Annotated in this window: 11 protein-coding genes; 7 read left to right on the top strand and 4 right to left on the bottom strand. The window is 71.6% G+C overall.

What is annotated here, in order from left to right; translation table 11 throughout:
- Window positions 1-12: 12 nt before the first annotated feature.
- From dnaG to MXD61_RS00045, 3 genes are all read left to right on the top strand, one after another.
- Complete coding sequence (gene dnaG / locus MXD61_RS00055) at window positions 13-2,058, top strand: DNA primase (RefSeq protein WP_248810597.1); 2,046 nt, start codon at window positions 13-15, stop codon at window positions 2,056-2,058.
- Between the two features lie 40 nt (window positions 2,059-2,098).
- A complete protein-coding gene (locus MXD61_RS00050; protein WP_101834813.1) occupies window positions 2,099-3,277 on the top strand; it encodes an RNA polymerase sigma factor in 1,179 nt (392 codons plus the stop codon).
- Window positions 3,278-3,470: 193 nt separating this feature from the next.
- Entirely contained in the window at window positions 3,471-4,532 is a 1,062-nt protein-coding gene (locus tag MXD61_RS00045) for a bifunctional 2-polyprenyl-6-hydroxyphenol methylase/3-demethylubiquinol 3-O-methyltransferase UbiG (protein ID WP_248810595.1), read from the top strand.
- Window positions 4,533-4,647: 115 nt separating this feature from the next.
- Here the strand turns inward: MXD61_RS00045 and MXD61_RS00040 are convergent, their stop codons facing one another.
- Genes MXD61_RS00040 through MXD61_RS00030 form a run of 3 tightly spaced genes read right to left on the bottom strand, consistent with a single transcriptional unit; the run spans window position 4,648 to window position 8,432 of the window.
- Entirely contained in the window at window positions 4,648-5,727 is a 1,080-nt protein-coding gene (locus MXD61_RS00040) for a glycosyltransferase (protein ID WP_248810594.1), read from the bottom strand.
- 5 nt (window positions 5,728-5,732) lie between these two features.
- Window positions 5,733-7,028 carry a glycosyltransferase family 4 protein gene (locus MXD61_RS00035; protein WP_248810593.1) on the bottom strand — a complete coding sequence of 432 codons (1,296 nt, stop codon included), beginning with the start codon at window positions 7,026-7,028 and terminating at the stop codon, window positions 5,733-5,735.
- A 15-nt stretch (window positions 7,029-7,043) separates the two neighbouring features.
- Window positions 7,044-8,432 carry an acyltransferase gene (locus tag MXD61_RS00030; RefSeq protein WP_248810592.1) on the bottom strand — a complete coding sequence of 463 codons (1,389 nt, stop codon included), beginning with the start codon at window positions 8,430-8,432 and terminating at the stop codon, window positions 7,044-7,046.
- Window positions 8,433-8,596: 164 nt separating this feature from the next.
- Between MXD61_RS00030 and MXD61_RS00025 the strand changes: the two genes are divergently transcribed.
- On the top strand, window positions 8,597-9,454 hold the full coding sequence (locus MXD61_RS00025; protein ID WP_248810591.1) for a class I SAM-dependent methyltransferase: 858 nt from the start codon (window positions 8,597-8,599) through the stop codon (window positions 9,452-9,454).
- Between the two features lie 55 nt (window positions 9,455-9,509).
- Here the strand turns inward: MXD61_RS00025 and MXD61_RS00020 are convergent, their stop codons facing one another.
- The gene (locus MXD61_RS00020; RefSeq protein ID WP_248810590.1) at window positions 9,510-10,388 is read right to left on the bottom strand and encodes a glycosyltransferase family 2 protein; all 879 of its coding nucleotides are present in this window, start codon (window positions 10,386-10,388) and stop codon (window positions 9,510-9,512) included.
- A 406-nt stretch (window positions 10,389-10,794) separates the two neighbouring features.
- Between MXD61_RS00020 and MXD61_RS28610 the strand changes: the two genes are divergently transcribed.
- From MXD61_RS28610 to MXD61_RS00005, 3 genes are all read left to right on the top strand, one after another.
- Window positions 10,795-11,484, top strand: a complete 690-nt coding sequence (locus MXD61_RS28610; protein ID WP_374628221.1) for a class E sortase — start codon at window positions 10,795-10,797, stop codon at window positions 11,482-11,484.
- 21 nt (window positions 11,485-11,505) lie between these two features.
- Window positions 11,506-11,664 (top strand): hypothetical protein, encoded by a 159-nt coding sequence (locus MXD61_RS00010; RefSeq protein ID WP_175087806.1) that lies wholly within the window; start codon window positions 11,506-11,508, stop codon window positions 11,662-11,664.
- A 581-nt stretch (window positions 11,665-12,245) separates the two neighbouring features.
- A partial coding sequence (locus tag MXD61_RS00005; protein ID WP_248810588.1) for a bifunctional diguanylate cyclase/phosphodiesterase occupies window positions 12,246-14,266 on the top strand: 2,021 nt, incomplete at its 3' end.

Genomic DNA, 14,266 nt, shown 5'->3' with positions numbered 1-14,266 from the left:
GGGGAGGCGCGGATGGCCGGACGCATCCGTGATGCCGATGTGGCCCTCGTCCGAGAGCGCTCGCCGATCGCGGACGTGGTTTCCGAGTACGTCCAACTGCGTCCGGGGGGCCGCAACGAGCTGGCTGGTCTGTGCCCGTTCCACGAGGAGAAGTCCCCCTCCTTCTACGTCAACGTCGCCACCGGGCTGTTCCACTGCTTCGGCTGCCAGCAGGGCGGCGACGTGTACTCCTTCGTCCGCGAGATCGACGGGCTGAGTTTCCGGGAGGCCGCCGAGCGGCTGGCCCGCCGGGCCGGGGTCACGTTGACCTACGAGGGCGGCGGTGTCACCGACCGCACCGTGTCCAGCCAGCGGCAGCGGCTGCTGGAGGCACACCGGGTGGCCGCGGAGTTCTACGCGGAGCAGCTCGGCGCGCATCCCGCGGCCCGCGCCGGCCAGGAGTTCCTCACCGCCCGTGGGTTCGACGCGCAGGCCGCGCACCGCTTCGGAGTCGGCTACGCCCCCACCGGGTGGGACACGCTGACCCGCCACCTGCTGGCCCGCCGGTTCACCAGTGAGGATCTGGTGCTGGGCGGCCTGTCCAAACCGGGCTCCCGGGGTGGCCTGATCGATCGTTTCCACCACCGGCTGATGTGGCCGATCCGCGATCTGGCGGGTGATGTCGTGGGATTTGGCGGGCGGCTGCTCGAAGGTGGCAACATCTCGCACGCCGCCACGCCGAAGCAGGGCTCGGCCAATGCCGGCCCGAAGTATCTCAACACGCCCGAGACTCCACTTTTTCGCAAGGGAAGCCTGCTGTACGGCGCGGAGATGGCCCGGCGCGACATCGCCCGGCGCTATCAGGTTGTGGTGGTGGAAGGCTACACCGATGTCATGGCCTGTCATATGGCCGGGGTCACGACGGCGGTGGCGACCTGTGGCACGGCGTTCGGCGCGGAGCATGTCGGAGTGGTCCGTCGCCTGCTGATGGACTCCGACGAGCGCCGCGGCGAGGTCGTCTTCACCTTCGACGGTGATGCCGCCGGTCAGAAGGCGGCGATGCGGGCCTTCGAGCACGAGGAGCGCTTCGCCACCCAGACGTTCGTGGCCGTCGAGCCCAGCGGGCTTGATCCGTGCGAGCTGTGGGTGCGCGGCGGTGACGCGGCGGTACGCGAACTGGTCGCCCGGCGGGTGCCGCTGGTGGAGTTCGCGCTGCGCGGCGTGATCGGGCGCTACGACCTCGACACCACCGAGGGTCGCCTCGCGGCGCTGGACGCCGCCGCCCCGCTGGTCGGTCGGATCAAGGACACCGGCCTGCGACATCGGTACGCGGTCAATCTCGACCGTTGGCTTGGCTTCCTCGACGAGCGGTTCGTCGCCTCCCGGGTCGCCGAGCACCGCGGGCGCGCCACGGCCACGGATCGTGCCGGGGCTGGGGCGAGCGGGGCCGGCGGGGCTCGGGTCGGCGCGATGGCCGGGGGCACGCGGGGCGAGATCGCCGCGGGTGCGTCGGGTGGCGCGCGCGGCGGGCCGGGTGGATCCGCCGCGGTCGCCTCCACCGTGGGCCCACGTCGGGCGGGTACGGTCGACTCCGCCGACCCTGCCGCCGTCGTGGAGCGGGAGGCACTCAAGCTCGCCATCCAGTACCCGGGGTTCGCAGCGGCGATGTTCGACCCGCTGCCTCCGGAGATGTTCACCGTTCCCGCGCATCGCGCCGTCCGTGAGCTCATCGCACGGCTTGGCGGGGTGTACGGGGGGCTGGCGAGAACCGGCGGCGTTGGCGCCTGGGTCGCCGAACTGTCGGCGGCGGCGACCGAGGAGGAACTACGGCGGGTCGTCACCGCCCTGGCCGTGGAGAGGTTGTTGTGGGACCGCGATGTTGATGATCGCTATGTCGACGAGCAGATGTCTCGCGTACAGGAGCTACATGTGACACGTCGGATCGCCGACCTGAAGTCGCGGGTGCAGCGGCTCAACGCGGCGACCGACACGGATGCCTTCAACCGTGCCTACGGTGAGCTGATCGCTTTGGAACAGCACAAGCGTCAACTCCGGGAACGGGGCGTAGGTGCCGCGTAACCTGGGTCGATCCCGAGAAGGAAGTGACGAGATTCCGCCCATGAGTCCTACCGTCCTACCCCGCGAAGCCCAGGTGGACGAGGTCAAGGACCTCATCACCCGGGGCAAGGAGATCGGTTTCCTCACCACCGAGGATGTCTCGGTCGCCATCCAGGCGGCGGAGCTCCCCCCGGAGCAGGCCGAGACGGTCCTGCAGGTGCTCAATGACGAGGGCATCGAGGTGCTGGAGGCGGGGGGAGAGAACCCCGACGAGGCCGACCTGCTCGCCCGGCGCCGCCGGGAGGAGGAGGAACTCGCGCTCAAGGCCCCGACCTCCGACCCGGTACGCATGTACCTCAAGGAGATCGGCAAGGTCCCGCTGCTCACCGCGGAGGAGGAGGTCGACCTCGCCAAGCGGATCGAGGCCGGTCTGTTCGCCTCCGAGAAGCTCGCGGTGGCGACTAAGAAGACCTCGCCGCAGATGCGTCGGGATCTCGAGGCCATCGAGCGCGACGGTCAGATCGCCAAGCGCAAGCTGGTCGAGGCGAACCTGCGCCTGGTGGTCTCGATCGCCAAGCGTTACGTCGGGCGCGGCATGCTGTTCCTGGACCTCATCCAGGAGGGCAACCTCGGTCTGATCCGGGCGGTCGAGAAGTTCGACTACACCAAGGGCTACAAGTTCTCGACCTACGCCACCTGGTGGATTCGGCAGGCGATCACGCGCGCCATCGCCGACCAGGCCCGCACCATCCGCATCCCGGTGCACATGGTCGAGACGATCAACAAGCTGATCCGCATCCAGCGCCAGCTGCTCCAGGACCTCGGCCGTGAGCCGAGCCCGGAGGAGATCGCCAAGGAGATGGATCTCACCCCGGACAAGGTCCGCGAGATCCTCAAGGTCTCCCAGGAGCCGGTCTCGCTGGAGACGCCCATCGGTGAGGAGGAGGACTCCCACCTCGGCGACTTCATCGAGGACTGCGACGCGGTCGTCCCCGTCGACGCGGCCAGCTTCATCCTGTTGCAGGAGCAGCTCGACTCGGTGCTGCACACCCTGTCCGACCGGGAGAAGAAGGTCATCCAGCTGCGGTTCGGTCTTACCGACGGTCACCCGCGCACGCTGGAGGAGGTCGGACGCGAGTTCGGCGTCACCCGGGAGCGGATCCGCCAGATCGAGTCCAAGACGCTGTCCAAGCTGCGTCATCCGTCGCGCTCCCAGAAGCTGCGCGACTACCTGGAATAGACCTTTCCGCCGGAGCGGAGCATCTCGGCCAGCGGGCCGAGCCGCGACGGTTGTTGACCGTGAGTGTTCGCATCAATACTCTTGGCGATAGTCGGGGTTGATGATCTTTGACGGCCGTGGTCGCCGTCGATGTTCGTCGGTCCGGTGCGCGGTGGCACGTCCGGTGCCGCCGGTGGCCGAGAGGACGGCGAGCATGCCCGGCAGTCCAGCCACGTTCGGTGGTCGGTTTCGCTCCCTGGCGGGCTATGCCCTCGCCACAGCCGGCACGCAGAACTTTCTGGGCGCCCGGTGGGTGCCGGTACTGCTGGCAACGACGCCAGCCCGGTACCGCCGAAGCATGGCCCTGCGGTTGCTCTCGCTCAGCCCGCACTACTTCCAGCCGGACGAGCATGACCGCGACGCCGCGGCCGAGCGCAACCGGCGCAGTCGCGTCATCCTCGCCCGTGATCTGCTCGGCCGCTACCTGCTCCCGGACGACGACGTCCTTGACGTCGGGTGCGGCCCGGGCTATCTCGCCGCCGCCGTCGCCCCGCGGGTCCACGCCCTGACCGCGGTCGACGTCTCCCGCGGTGTGCTGGCCTGCGCGCGGGTGCTGAACCCGGCTCCCAACCTGGAGTACCTCGTCGCGGAGGACTTCCACCGCAGCGGACGCGACGTCGACGTCGTCTACTGCATCGCCGTCGTGCAGCACCTCACCGACGAGGTGGTCGCCGCGGCGCTGCGTGACTGGCACGGCGCCCTACGCCCCGGTGGACGCCTCCTGCTCCACGTGGTGATCGACGATCCGGCCTGGCGCACCGAGGCGCAGTGGCGCGCGGAGCGGGGCCTGGCCGGCCGGGTGCGGCTGCGGTTCGCACTCAACTGCTTCGGACGGTCCGCCGACCAGGTGCGCCGGCTGATCACCGATGCCGGCTTCGGCGAACTGGAACTGATCCCGATGTCCACCCTGGTCGACGTCGACGACGACGTCACCGGCCAGCACCTCGTCGTCGCCCGTCGTCTCGACCTGACTCCACCCCGGCCGTCCGCCGGGTCCGCCGGGTCCGACAGGTCCGACGAGTTCGGCGCGTACGACGAGTTCGGCGCGTACGACGAGATCGGCGCGTACGACGAGATCGGCGGGCCGGCCGAGGCTGGTACGACGGCTGGTGCCACGCCGCACCGGGGCCTCGCCGCGGCGGTACCGGCGCAGTCCACTCCGCCCGGCCACCTCGACTCCCTCGAACGGCTGGACCTCGACCCGCTCGGTCACTAGGCGCTTCTCGTGGATCGCTGACCGGGGGGCAGGCCGGCGGGCACGGATCAGCGGGCACGGATCAGCGTGGGCGGGCCGGCGGGGGTGCTGTGGTCGGCGAGTCGGGAATCCGCGGTCAGTGGGCGGGGGGTAGGCCGAGGAGCTGGTCGAAGTAGCGGCCGCGGTCGAAGTGGCCGCCCTCGTCGGGCTTCAGGGTCGCCGAGCGTGACATCGCCTGGGCGGCGTGCAGGGCGGTGGCGATGTCCTCGGCGGACTCCCGCTGGTAGCCGACCAGGGCGGGGCCGGCGATCTCGCGGTTGTGGGCGCTGTCGCGGGCGATCACCGGCACGCCCATCATGCGGCCCTCGGCCATCGGATAGCCGAACGACTCCAGTTCCAGCGGGAAGAAGATGCCGTCGCAGCGGGCCATCATGGCGATGACGGCCTCGGCGGGATGCTCGCCGACCAGGCGTAGCCGGGGATGGTGGGCCACAGCCGGATCCTCGAGCTGATCGGCGCGACCGGTGACGCTCAGGGTGGCATCGGTGCGGTGCGGTGGGCCGGCGAGGATGTCGAGTGCGGCGAGTCCGGCGCGTAGCCGTCCGGTCAGCAGTTTCTGCGGCAGGATCACGACCGGGCACAGGAAGTCGACCGGATCGCCGTCGCGTCCGCGCGCCCCGGTCGTCTCGGTCGCGCCCGCGGGGTCCTTCCACGTGGGCGCGGACGCCGGGTCGGGGGGTGTCACCGGGTTGAAGGCGACGATCAGCCGGTTGCGCACGGACGGGACGTAGGTGGCGACCCGCTCGGCCATGCTGGTCGACGGGACGAAGATGCGGTCGGCCCGGTGCAGCGCCGCCCAGACGATCGGCGCCTGGGCGTGCACCGCGGGGCTGATCCGGCGGCCGAGCTGGCGGATCTCCGTGCGGCGCAGGAAGTGCTGGGCGCCGTGGACGAGCACGTGCCGTTCCCGCCCGGCGGTCACGAACGAGACGTTGTTCAGTGCCAGCGACCGGTCGAACCGTATGCCGCGGGTCTGTTCCCGTTCGCGTCGCAGCAGCCAGGTCGCGCCGAGGGACCGGTCGCGTCCGATGGTGTGGAGGCCGGGTAGCTCGCGGTCGCGCAGATAGAGGTCGAACTCGTTGAGCAGGCGTTTCGCGCCCCCGACCCGCGCACCGGCGCAGTCGACGAGCAGGGACGCCGCGGACGGGGCGCTCATGGCGCTCATGGCGTGGACCTGGACCGGGGGAAGGCGGAACCGGGTCCCGACGGCGAGGGGCGGCCGGGGGAGGGGGGAACGCGGCCGGCCGACTGGGCGGGGCGGGCGGGCGGTGGGGTGGAGCGGGTGGGAGTCGGCCGGCCGGCGGGTTGGGTGGGCAGGTCCGGGGGCTCGGTGGGGGCGGCGGGGCGTCCGGTCAGGGCGGTGAAGACGAGCCGGGCGTAGTCGTCGGGGCGGGTGGCGGCCTCGGCCCATTCGGCGGCGCGCCGTCCGGTGCGGGCGAGGCGGGCCCGGTCGGCGAGCATGCCGCGCAGGATCTCGGTGAGGGCCGCCGCGGACTCGTCGACCGGGGTCTGGCCGGTGACACCGTCCTGGTAGGCGTCATGGCTGCCGCCGGAGGCGGGGCCGACGACCGCGCAGCCGGCGAGCTGCGCCTCCAGCAGGACGATGCCGTAACCCTCCCCGCTGGCCGGGCGGCCGCGGGTGGGGGTGTGGGTGCGGGTGCAGAGCACGAACAGGTCCGCGGTCGCGTAGAGGCGGGCGAGTTCCTCGTCCGCGGGGGATTCGACGACCTCGGTGTCGGGATGCGCGGACACCAGTTCGTGCAGCGCGCCCGGCGCCGGACCCTGCCCGGCGAGCACGAGGCGCACCGGGCCGAGTTCGGCGCGGATGGTGGCGAGCGCCGCCAGCAGCACGGCGGCGCCCTTGCCGGACCAGTCGGCCAGCCGGAACACGCTGAGCATGGTGGGCACCGGTGGCAACGGTCGGCGCCGGCTCGATTCGCCGAGCAGCGTCGTGCGCCACGCCGGGGAGATCCCCGGCGGCAGGATCGGCGCCACCCCGACGGTGGACAGCGCACCCGCGCTGTACGAGCTGATCGTCACCGGATGCAGCAGCGGGTCGGCGCGCAGCAGGGCGCGGTCGGCGGCGCGCATGCTCCAGATGTCGGTGCCGTAGAACAGCACGGGGCCGAACCGGGCCCGGGTCAGGCGCAGCGCGGCCGCACCGACCGGGATCAGGTTGGCGTGACCGACCACGACACTGTCGGCGGTGCCGAAGCGTCGGGCGGTGCTCAGCGCCCGGCGGACGAACCGGGCCCGGTTGCCCGGGGTCGCCTCGACGCCGGGTTCGAGCATGTCAACCCTGGTCAGTTCGGCGCCGCCCGCGCGCAGGGTCTCCTCCACCGTCGTGAGGTAGCGCTCGATGCCGCCACCGAGCCCGCTGGAGAGGGTCAGGAGCAGGACGCGGGCGGCGCGGTCGGCATCCGGCGCTGGGGGAGAGATCCGTCGAAGTAGCTGCACGGAAGGTGATGGTAATCATTCCTCTGGTAGTCGTCTCGCGCGCCATCCCGTGTCAGTGGAGCTCAACGTGGCCGTATCAGTGCCGACAGTGCCAATGGTTCTGCGGATGGCGCGCGTGCTGTGGGCGCCGGGTCGGGATCTGGGGCGGGGGGACTTGTGGCGAAGCGCCGGCGCTTCGACGAGGTACCAGCTGGCCGCGGCGAGCACCACCGTCACCACGACCGTCACCGGCAGGTACACGAGGATCCCCTGGCGGTGCAGCCCGTACACGGTGGCCAGCTGCTGGATGGGAAAGCCGTAGATGTACAGACCGTAGGAGAGGTCCCGGCGGGTGCCCAGGCGGTGCAGCGGCACCCGGATGCCCAGGTAGGCGCACAGGTAGGCCAGTGGCATCGCCGAGATCAGCGGCATGTCCTGGACGAAGTGGGAACCGACGAACACCACCCCGGCGACGGCGGCGATTCGGCCCGAGACCGGGATGCGGTCGGCGTACAGGCACACGATCGAACCGGCGAGGAAGTTCAGCGCGAACCGGAACATGTCCGGGGACAGCCGGGCCGGCAGGATACCGGCGGGACCGAGGGCCTCGACCAGGGCGAGCCCCAGGGTGATCGCGCCGATCACCAGGACCGGTCGGCGGCGCAGCAGTCCGACCAGGGCGAGCGCGAGGATCCCGAGGTAGCACTGCACCTCCCACCACAGCGACCACATCGAGCCGTCCCAGGCCAGTGGCGCGGTGGAGCCGGGCGCGGGGAAGAAGGTGCCCGTCGGGGTGCCGCCGATGTCGTAGAAGCGCATCCGCACCAGCGCGTTGTCGGTGACGTAGTGCAGCGCGCCGTGCGGTCCGGTCAGCGGATAGCCGTGCAGGGTGCCATGGACGTGCAGCCAGCCCAGCGGGGCGATCACGAACGCGACGAAGATCAGGCAGACCCAGAAGCCCGGCAGGATGCGCAGCGCCCGGTGCCGGATGAACCGACGCAGTGGTAGCCGCCGGGCGCTGTGTGTCACCAGCAGGCCGCTGATGGCGAAGAAACCGTCGAGGGCCACCGCGTCGTACTCGTGCTTGCCCAGGGCCGGGGTGTGGTGACCGCTGAGCGCCAGTCCGTGCAGCAGCAGGACGACCCAGGCGAACATCAGCCGTTGCGCGGACAGGCAGTTCGGGCCGGTGAACACCTGGGCGAGGGTCTCGCCGCCGGTGCTGTCGCCGGGCGCGGTGCCGCTGGGATGGCCAGCGACGCTGGTGGACGCGGGTTGCGTGGCCTGGTCGGCCCGGCGGGGGCGGGGGATGAGCCGCGCCACGCCCGACGGGGCGCGCGGTGGCGCGGTGAGCGTGTCGGGTGATGGTGCGCGCGCCGGCTCGCCGTCGGCGTGGGGATTCCTGGGCGCTTCGATGCCCGGTTCCATGGGAGCTCCTTTGTGACTGGCATGAGCCCGGCAGCCGTTGCGGCGGTCGTGGTGTCGACTGCTTCAACCTGTCGGCGTCACGCTGGCGTTACTCTAAGTGCACATCCGCGTACGGCCGTGGGCTCGCGGCCGTGTGCCGCACCGACGGTGACAAGGAGTCGTCCATGGAGCTCGACCTGCGGTATCGCAACGGTGGCAATCCCGACCTGCTCGACCTCGTCGACATCCGACCGGGACGGGCCCTGGACTGTGGCTGCGGCGCCGGTGACAACGCCCGGCTGCTGCGAGAACGTGGCTGGCAGGTGACCGGCGTGACCAACGACCCGTCCGAGCGGGCCGCCGCGGGGCGTGAGTGCGACCGGATCGAACTCGCCGACCTCGCCGACGGCCTGCCCTTCGCCCCGGACGGCTCCTACGAACTCGTCGTGCTCTCGCACATCCTCGAGCACCTCGCCGACCCGACGCCGCTGGTGCGCGAGGCCCGGCGGGTGCTGGCGCCCGACGGCCGGATTCTGGTCGCGCTGCCGAACGTGCTGCACTACCGGCAGCGGGCGAAGTTCCTGCTCGGACACTTCGAGTACACCGAGACCGGCCTGATGGATGCCACCCACCTGCGCTTTTTCACCGTGACCTCGGCCCGGCGCCTGCTGGTGTCCGGCGGGCTGCGGATTCTGGCCGATGCCTCGACCGGTGGGCTGCCGTGGTGGCGCAGCCGGGAGTTCCTGCCCGAGGGCTGGGTGCGGGGCGCCGACCGGTTCGTCCTGCGCCAGATGCCGAACCTGTACGCCTGGCAGTCGCTGTTTCTGACCGCGCCGCTGCGCCCGTTGCCCGCCGCCCGTCCCGCGGACATCGGCACCCGGCCCGTCACGGCGCCCCGGCCACGGCGTAATGCCGCACAGCCGGCTGCCACCGCGCCCACTGTCACCGCGCCCGCGCCCGCCGCGCCCACCGCTGCCGCGCCCACCGCTGCCGCGTCCGCCGCCGCCCCGACCCGGTCTCCGGTGGCGCGCGCGGGCGGTTGAGTCCGTCCAGCCGGATCGGTGTGGCCCCGCCCTGCTCGGGACGGTCATGGCGGGGTCATGACCAGGCGGTCCATCGCGCGGCGCGGGGCTCGTCGGCATGCGGTTCGCCGAGCGGGGGAATCGGTCCAAGACCGTCCAGAAGACCATGGCGGACCAGTGCGGACGTGGCGAACCCACGTCCGCGGGCCAGATCCAGCAGCAGGGATCGGGGCAGCACGACCGCGGCGGCAGTCGCGGCGACCAGTGTGGTGCGCAGCCGCCATCCGCGCAGCCGGGTGAACCACAACCGGTTGCGCACGACGTAGTAGCTCCAGCCGCCACGCGAGATGGTCGTGCTTCCGGTGTGCCACGCGCGGGCGGGACTGAGCACCACGCTCCAGCCGGCGTCGCGCACGCGGTAGCAGAAGTCGACATCCTCGAAGCCCAGGAAGTACCGGCCGTCGAAGGGGATGCGCCGCAGCACGTCCATCTTGATGAACATCACCGCGCCGGTGACCCAGTCGGCCTCGCAGGGCCGATCCTGCGGCGGACGCCGGGCTCGCGGCGCCACCAGGACGGGACTCAGCCGGGCGGCACCGGACTGCAGGCCGTCCCCGTTGACCAGGGTCGGGGCGACGACACCGATGTTCGTGCCGCGCAGCAGGTGCAGACAGGCCGTGATCGTGGCCTCGTCGATCCGGATGTCGTTGTTCACCAGCAGGAACGCCTCGGCGCCCGGATGGTCGCGGCAGGCGAACGCGAAGCCCGCACCGAAGCCGAGATTGCGTGGGGGGATCAACCACGCGGACGCCGCGGGCAGGTCCGGTGGACGCGCGCTCTGGTCGTTGGCGACCACCACGACCTGCGCGATGGACGGACAGGCCTCGAGCCGTTCGGCGACGTCCACCGTGGGAGCGCTGGGACCCCAGTGGACGATGATGGCCACGGTCTTCATCGGGCCCCCTGGCCTGGTGCGCGGTGGGAACGGAGCGCACGGCAGTCGTGCTCTCGTGCTCTCGCGCCGGATCGAAACAGAGAGTAACAGAATCGTCTCACTCCGTGAGGCAAGGTGGCGGTGTCGGCGTCTCCTGGTTCGCGCCACGACACCCTTGCCCCAATGCTCACGCAGAGTAGTCACCAGGTGGCATAGTCGGGCTGTGGCTGATGCGTCGTCGATCCCCATGGGTGCGGATGAGCAGGCGGCGGACGGCTCGGTCGCCGGCCCGCCGACGCAGCGCGCCGGTTCCCCCGCGGACGGCTGGCTGGCGGCAGAGGGCGGTCAGCGAGATCGTCGCGGTCGCGGTCGCCGCGGTCGTGGTGGTGGTCCCGGCGGTGGTGGTCCCGGTGGTGGCGGGCGGCCGGTGTGGGTGGGGCGGCTGGGGCGGGGTCTGTCCGAGCTGCTGATGACCGCCGGGGTGCTGGTCGTCCTGTTCCTCGTCTACCAGTTGTGGGTCACGGACCTGTTCGCCGCCCGGACCCAGGACCGCCTGCACCATGAGCTCGAGCAGTCGTGGAGCCGCCCGGCGCCGCGGGTGCCGGCGCCGTCCGCGCCTCGGGTGGCACCACCCCCACCGGTGGTGCCCCTCGGCGACGGTGTCGCGATTCTTCGGGTTCCGCGGCTCGGACGGGATTACGCACCCGTCGTCGTGCAGGGCGTCTCGGCGGCGGACCTGCGTCGCGGACCTGGGCATATCCCGGGTACGGCGATGCCCGGTCAGATCGGGAACTTCGTGGTCTCGGGGCATCGGACCACCTATGGAAAACCTTTTAATCGTTTGGATGAATTGAAGCCCGGTGACGCCATCGTCGTCGAGGTTCAGGATCGTTACTACACGTACCGAGTCTCTGGCTCCGAGGTTGTGACCCCAAATCGGGTAGATGTTACATATCCCGTGCCAAAGCATGCGGGAGAGGTTCCGGCGAAGAGCCTCATCACCTTGACAACCTGTCATCCTGAATATTCGGCCAGTCATCGACTGATCGTGTATGGCGAGCTGGTGGACACCACCGCGAAGTCGGCCGGCCCGCCGCCGGCGCTGGCTGTCGGGTGAATGCGCGAGGAGGCGCCGACGATGTACGCCTGGCTGTACCGCCACCTCCCCGGCTCCGGTCGCGTGCGGCCGTTGGTAGCCGCACTGCTGCTGCTGGGCGTGGTGGCCCTGCTGATGTTTGTGGTCTTTCCTGCGGTGGAGACGGTTCTGCCGAATGGTCAGGTAACTATGGGTAGTTGAGTGGGTCGTAAATCGCAACCAGTGGGCCGAGGTGGACGGGGGGCGACGGCCGCCCGCGCTTCCGATGATTCGGTGGAATGGACACGGCGTGGTCCCGTCGTCAGAGCGGGAAAGCCCTCGATGTTCCTTTGTGCTTTGGTCGACAGGGAGCCCATCTCGGCACCGCGGACCGTGGCGTGGTGGTCGGTCTGGGGGCGGCGGAAAGTCGGTCATCGGATATCCTGCGCCATGGGCGGCGTTACGCTCGCAAAGTGTGGGCATCGGTGCCTGCGGCATCGCGGCAGCCGCGCCTGATGGAGGCGGTGGTGTACAGGCCAGAGCCCCTGTGGTCGACGCGTGTGGTTGTGGGTCCGTGGCGGGATCGTCTTCGGGGGAATTCCATGAAATGGCGGTATCAGAATGGGCGCTGGTCAGCGGTCCACGTCGACGGCAGGCGTCGAGTGGCGCACCAGATGCGAACCTCCCGACACGCGGCCGCCCACACCGGGAGGGGCGGGCTGAGCGGTCGCGACCCGGCGGACCGCGACCCGGCGGGTTCAGGTCCGGACCCGGATGGGCGTTCTCCTCGCGACGGGTGCGTCGTGGGCAAGGGGGCACCACAGGTACAGCTGTCTGTCACCGGGCCGGTCGACACCTGCAGGTCGGCGTTGGACGCCGGGCCGCAGGTGGTGACCGGGCCGGCCGGGGGTGCGGGCCTGGTTGACGGTCCCGGGCAGACTGGCGGAGCTGGCACGGCAGGGGTGGCGGGCCGGATCGTCGGGGCCGGGCGGCTGCCCGCCCAGGCGCGTGAACCCGGGTGGGCGGCGGTCGGGATAGCGACCGTTGTCGAGCGGGTCGGGCAGCTCGAGCGGGTCGAGCGGGTCGGGCGTCCGGGCCAGACCGGCTCCACCAGCCAGGTGATCCGCGCGATCGTGTTCGCGAGCGTCCTGTTCGCGGTGATCGTGCTCGTGTGCGGGGTGGAGGTCGGCCTTCGTTCCGCGGCGGCGTCTCCGGCCGGCACGTCGGATGCGGCGCGGGTCGCGTCCAGCGTGATGTCGGCGTTGCTGGCCTCCCTGGCCACCTTTCTGCTGACCGCGGTCGCCTTCGGTCTCACCCGGCTGCGTGGCCGGGCGGCGAGTGGCGGTGGGGCCGGCTGGCGCGTACCCGGGCGCGACGAACTGACCGGGCTGCCTGACCGGCGGCATCTGCTCGACGTCGCCGGGCGCTGGCTCGGCGGGGGAGGGCACCGCTCCCGCGGGGTCGCCCCGGTCGGGCTGCTGCTGCTCGATCTGGACGGGATGCGGGATGTCAACCTGGCGCTCGGCCACGAGCAGGGCGATCGCCTGATCGCCACGGTCGGTCGCCGTCTGCGCGCCGCGCTGCCCGCGTCCACCCTGTTGGCGCGGATCGACGGGGACGGGTTCGCCGTCCTGCTCCGCGGGATCGACGCCGCCCGCTGCGAACGGGTCGCCGCGGACCTGCGGGCCGCCCTCGAACCACCGGTCATGCTGGCGGCCACGCCGGTCCGGCCGGACGCGAGCATCGGCATCGCCCGGTCCCCGCAGCACGGCCGCACCGTGCACGAACTGCTGCGGCACGCCGAGCAGGCGATGCACGCGCACAAACGGACCCGGGACGGCCAGCCCGGCGAGGCACCCGTCAACCGGGCGCGGCTGCTGCTGCGGGCCGAGGTGCGCCAGGCGTTCGACCGTGGCCAGATCGAGGTGACCTACCAGCCCAAGGCGGACCTGCGCAGTGGCCGCATCAGCGGGGTCGAGGCCCTGGTGCGTTGGCGTCATCCGGTCGACGGCCTGCGTGGGCCCGGGGCGTTCCTCACCGAGGTCGACCGGGCCGGGCTGATGCCGCGGCTCACCCGGTTCGTGCTCGACCAGGCGCTGGCCGACTGCGCGCGGTGGCGGGCCGGGGGGGTCTTCCTCACCGTCTCGGTGAACGTGCCCGCGTCCGTCATCGTCGAGACCTCGTTCGTCGATGTCGTGCGGATCGCGCTGGCCCGACACCGGCTGCCGTCCTCGGTGCTGGTCATCGAGCTCACCGAGGACACCCTGGTCGAGGCCCGGGACGCGGCGCGACGCACCCTGGTGGGGCTGCGCCGCCACGGGGTGCGGGTCAGCCTCGACGACTACGGCACCGGCTTCTGCTCGCTGACCTACCTGCGGGAACTGCCCGCGGACGAGGTGAAGCTCGACCGCACCTTCCTGCGTGATCTTGACGCCGATCCGGCGGCCGCGGAGATCGTGCGGTCCACCGTCCGGCTCGCCCACGCCCTGCGGATGCGCATCGTCGTCGAGGGGGTCGAGACGCAGCGCTCCTGGCAGACCCTCGCAGACTGGCAGTGCGACGAGGTGCAGGGCTTCTTCATCGCCGGTCCGATGGCCGGCGACCGGATCGTCATCTGGCTGGGGGAATGGGCCGCCCGGCTCTCCGCCCGGCCGCTCACCACCGGGCCCGCGCTGAGCGCACCGCCGTCGGTGGCGGCCGCGGGCCCGGCGGGACGTGCGGCCGTCGGGCCGGCGACGCCCCGGGGGCCCCCGGGGGCCGCCCGGTTCCCGGGCGCCCCCGGGGCCCCCGCCGCCGCCGGCGCCCCCCCCGGGTGGGGGCCCCC

It is taken from the genome of Frankia sp. AgPm24 (genome assembly GCF_023243055.1).
GTDB classification, from domain to species: domain Bacteria; phylum Actinomycetota; class Actinomycetes; order Frankiales; family Frankiaceae; genus Frankia; species Frankia umida.
Note: the sequence above shows the minus strand (reverse complement) of the source record. Positions and strands in the feature narration are given on the sequence as shown.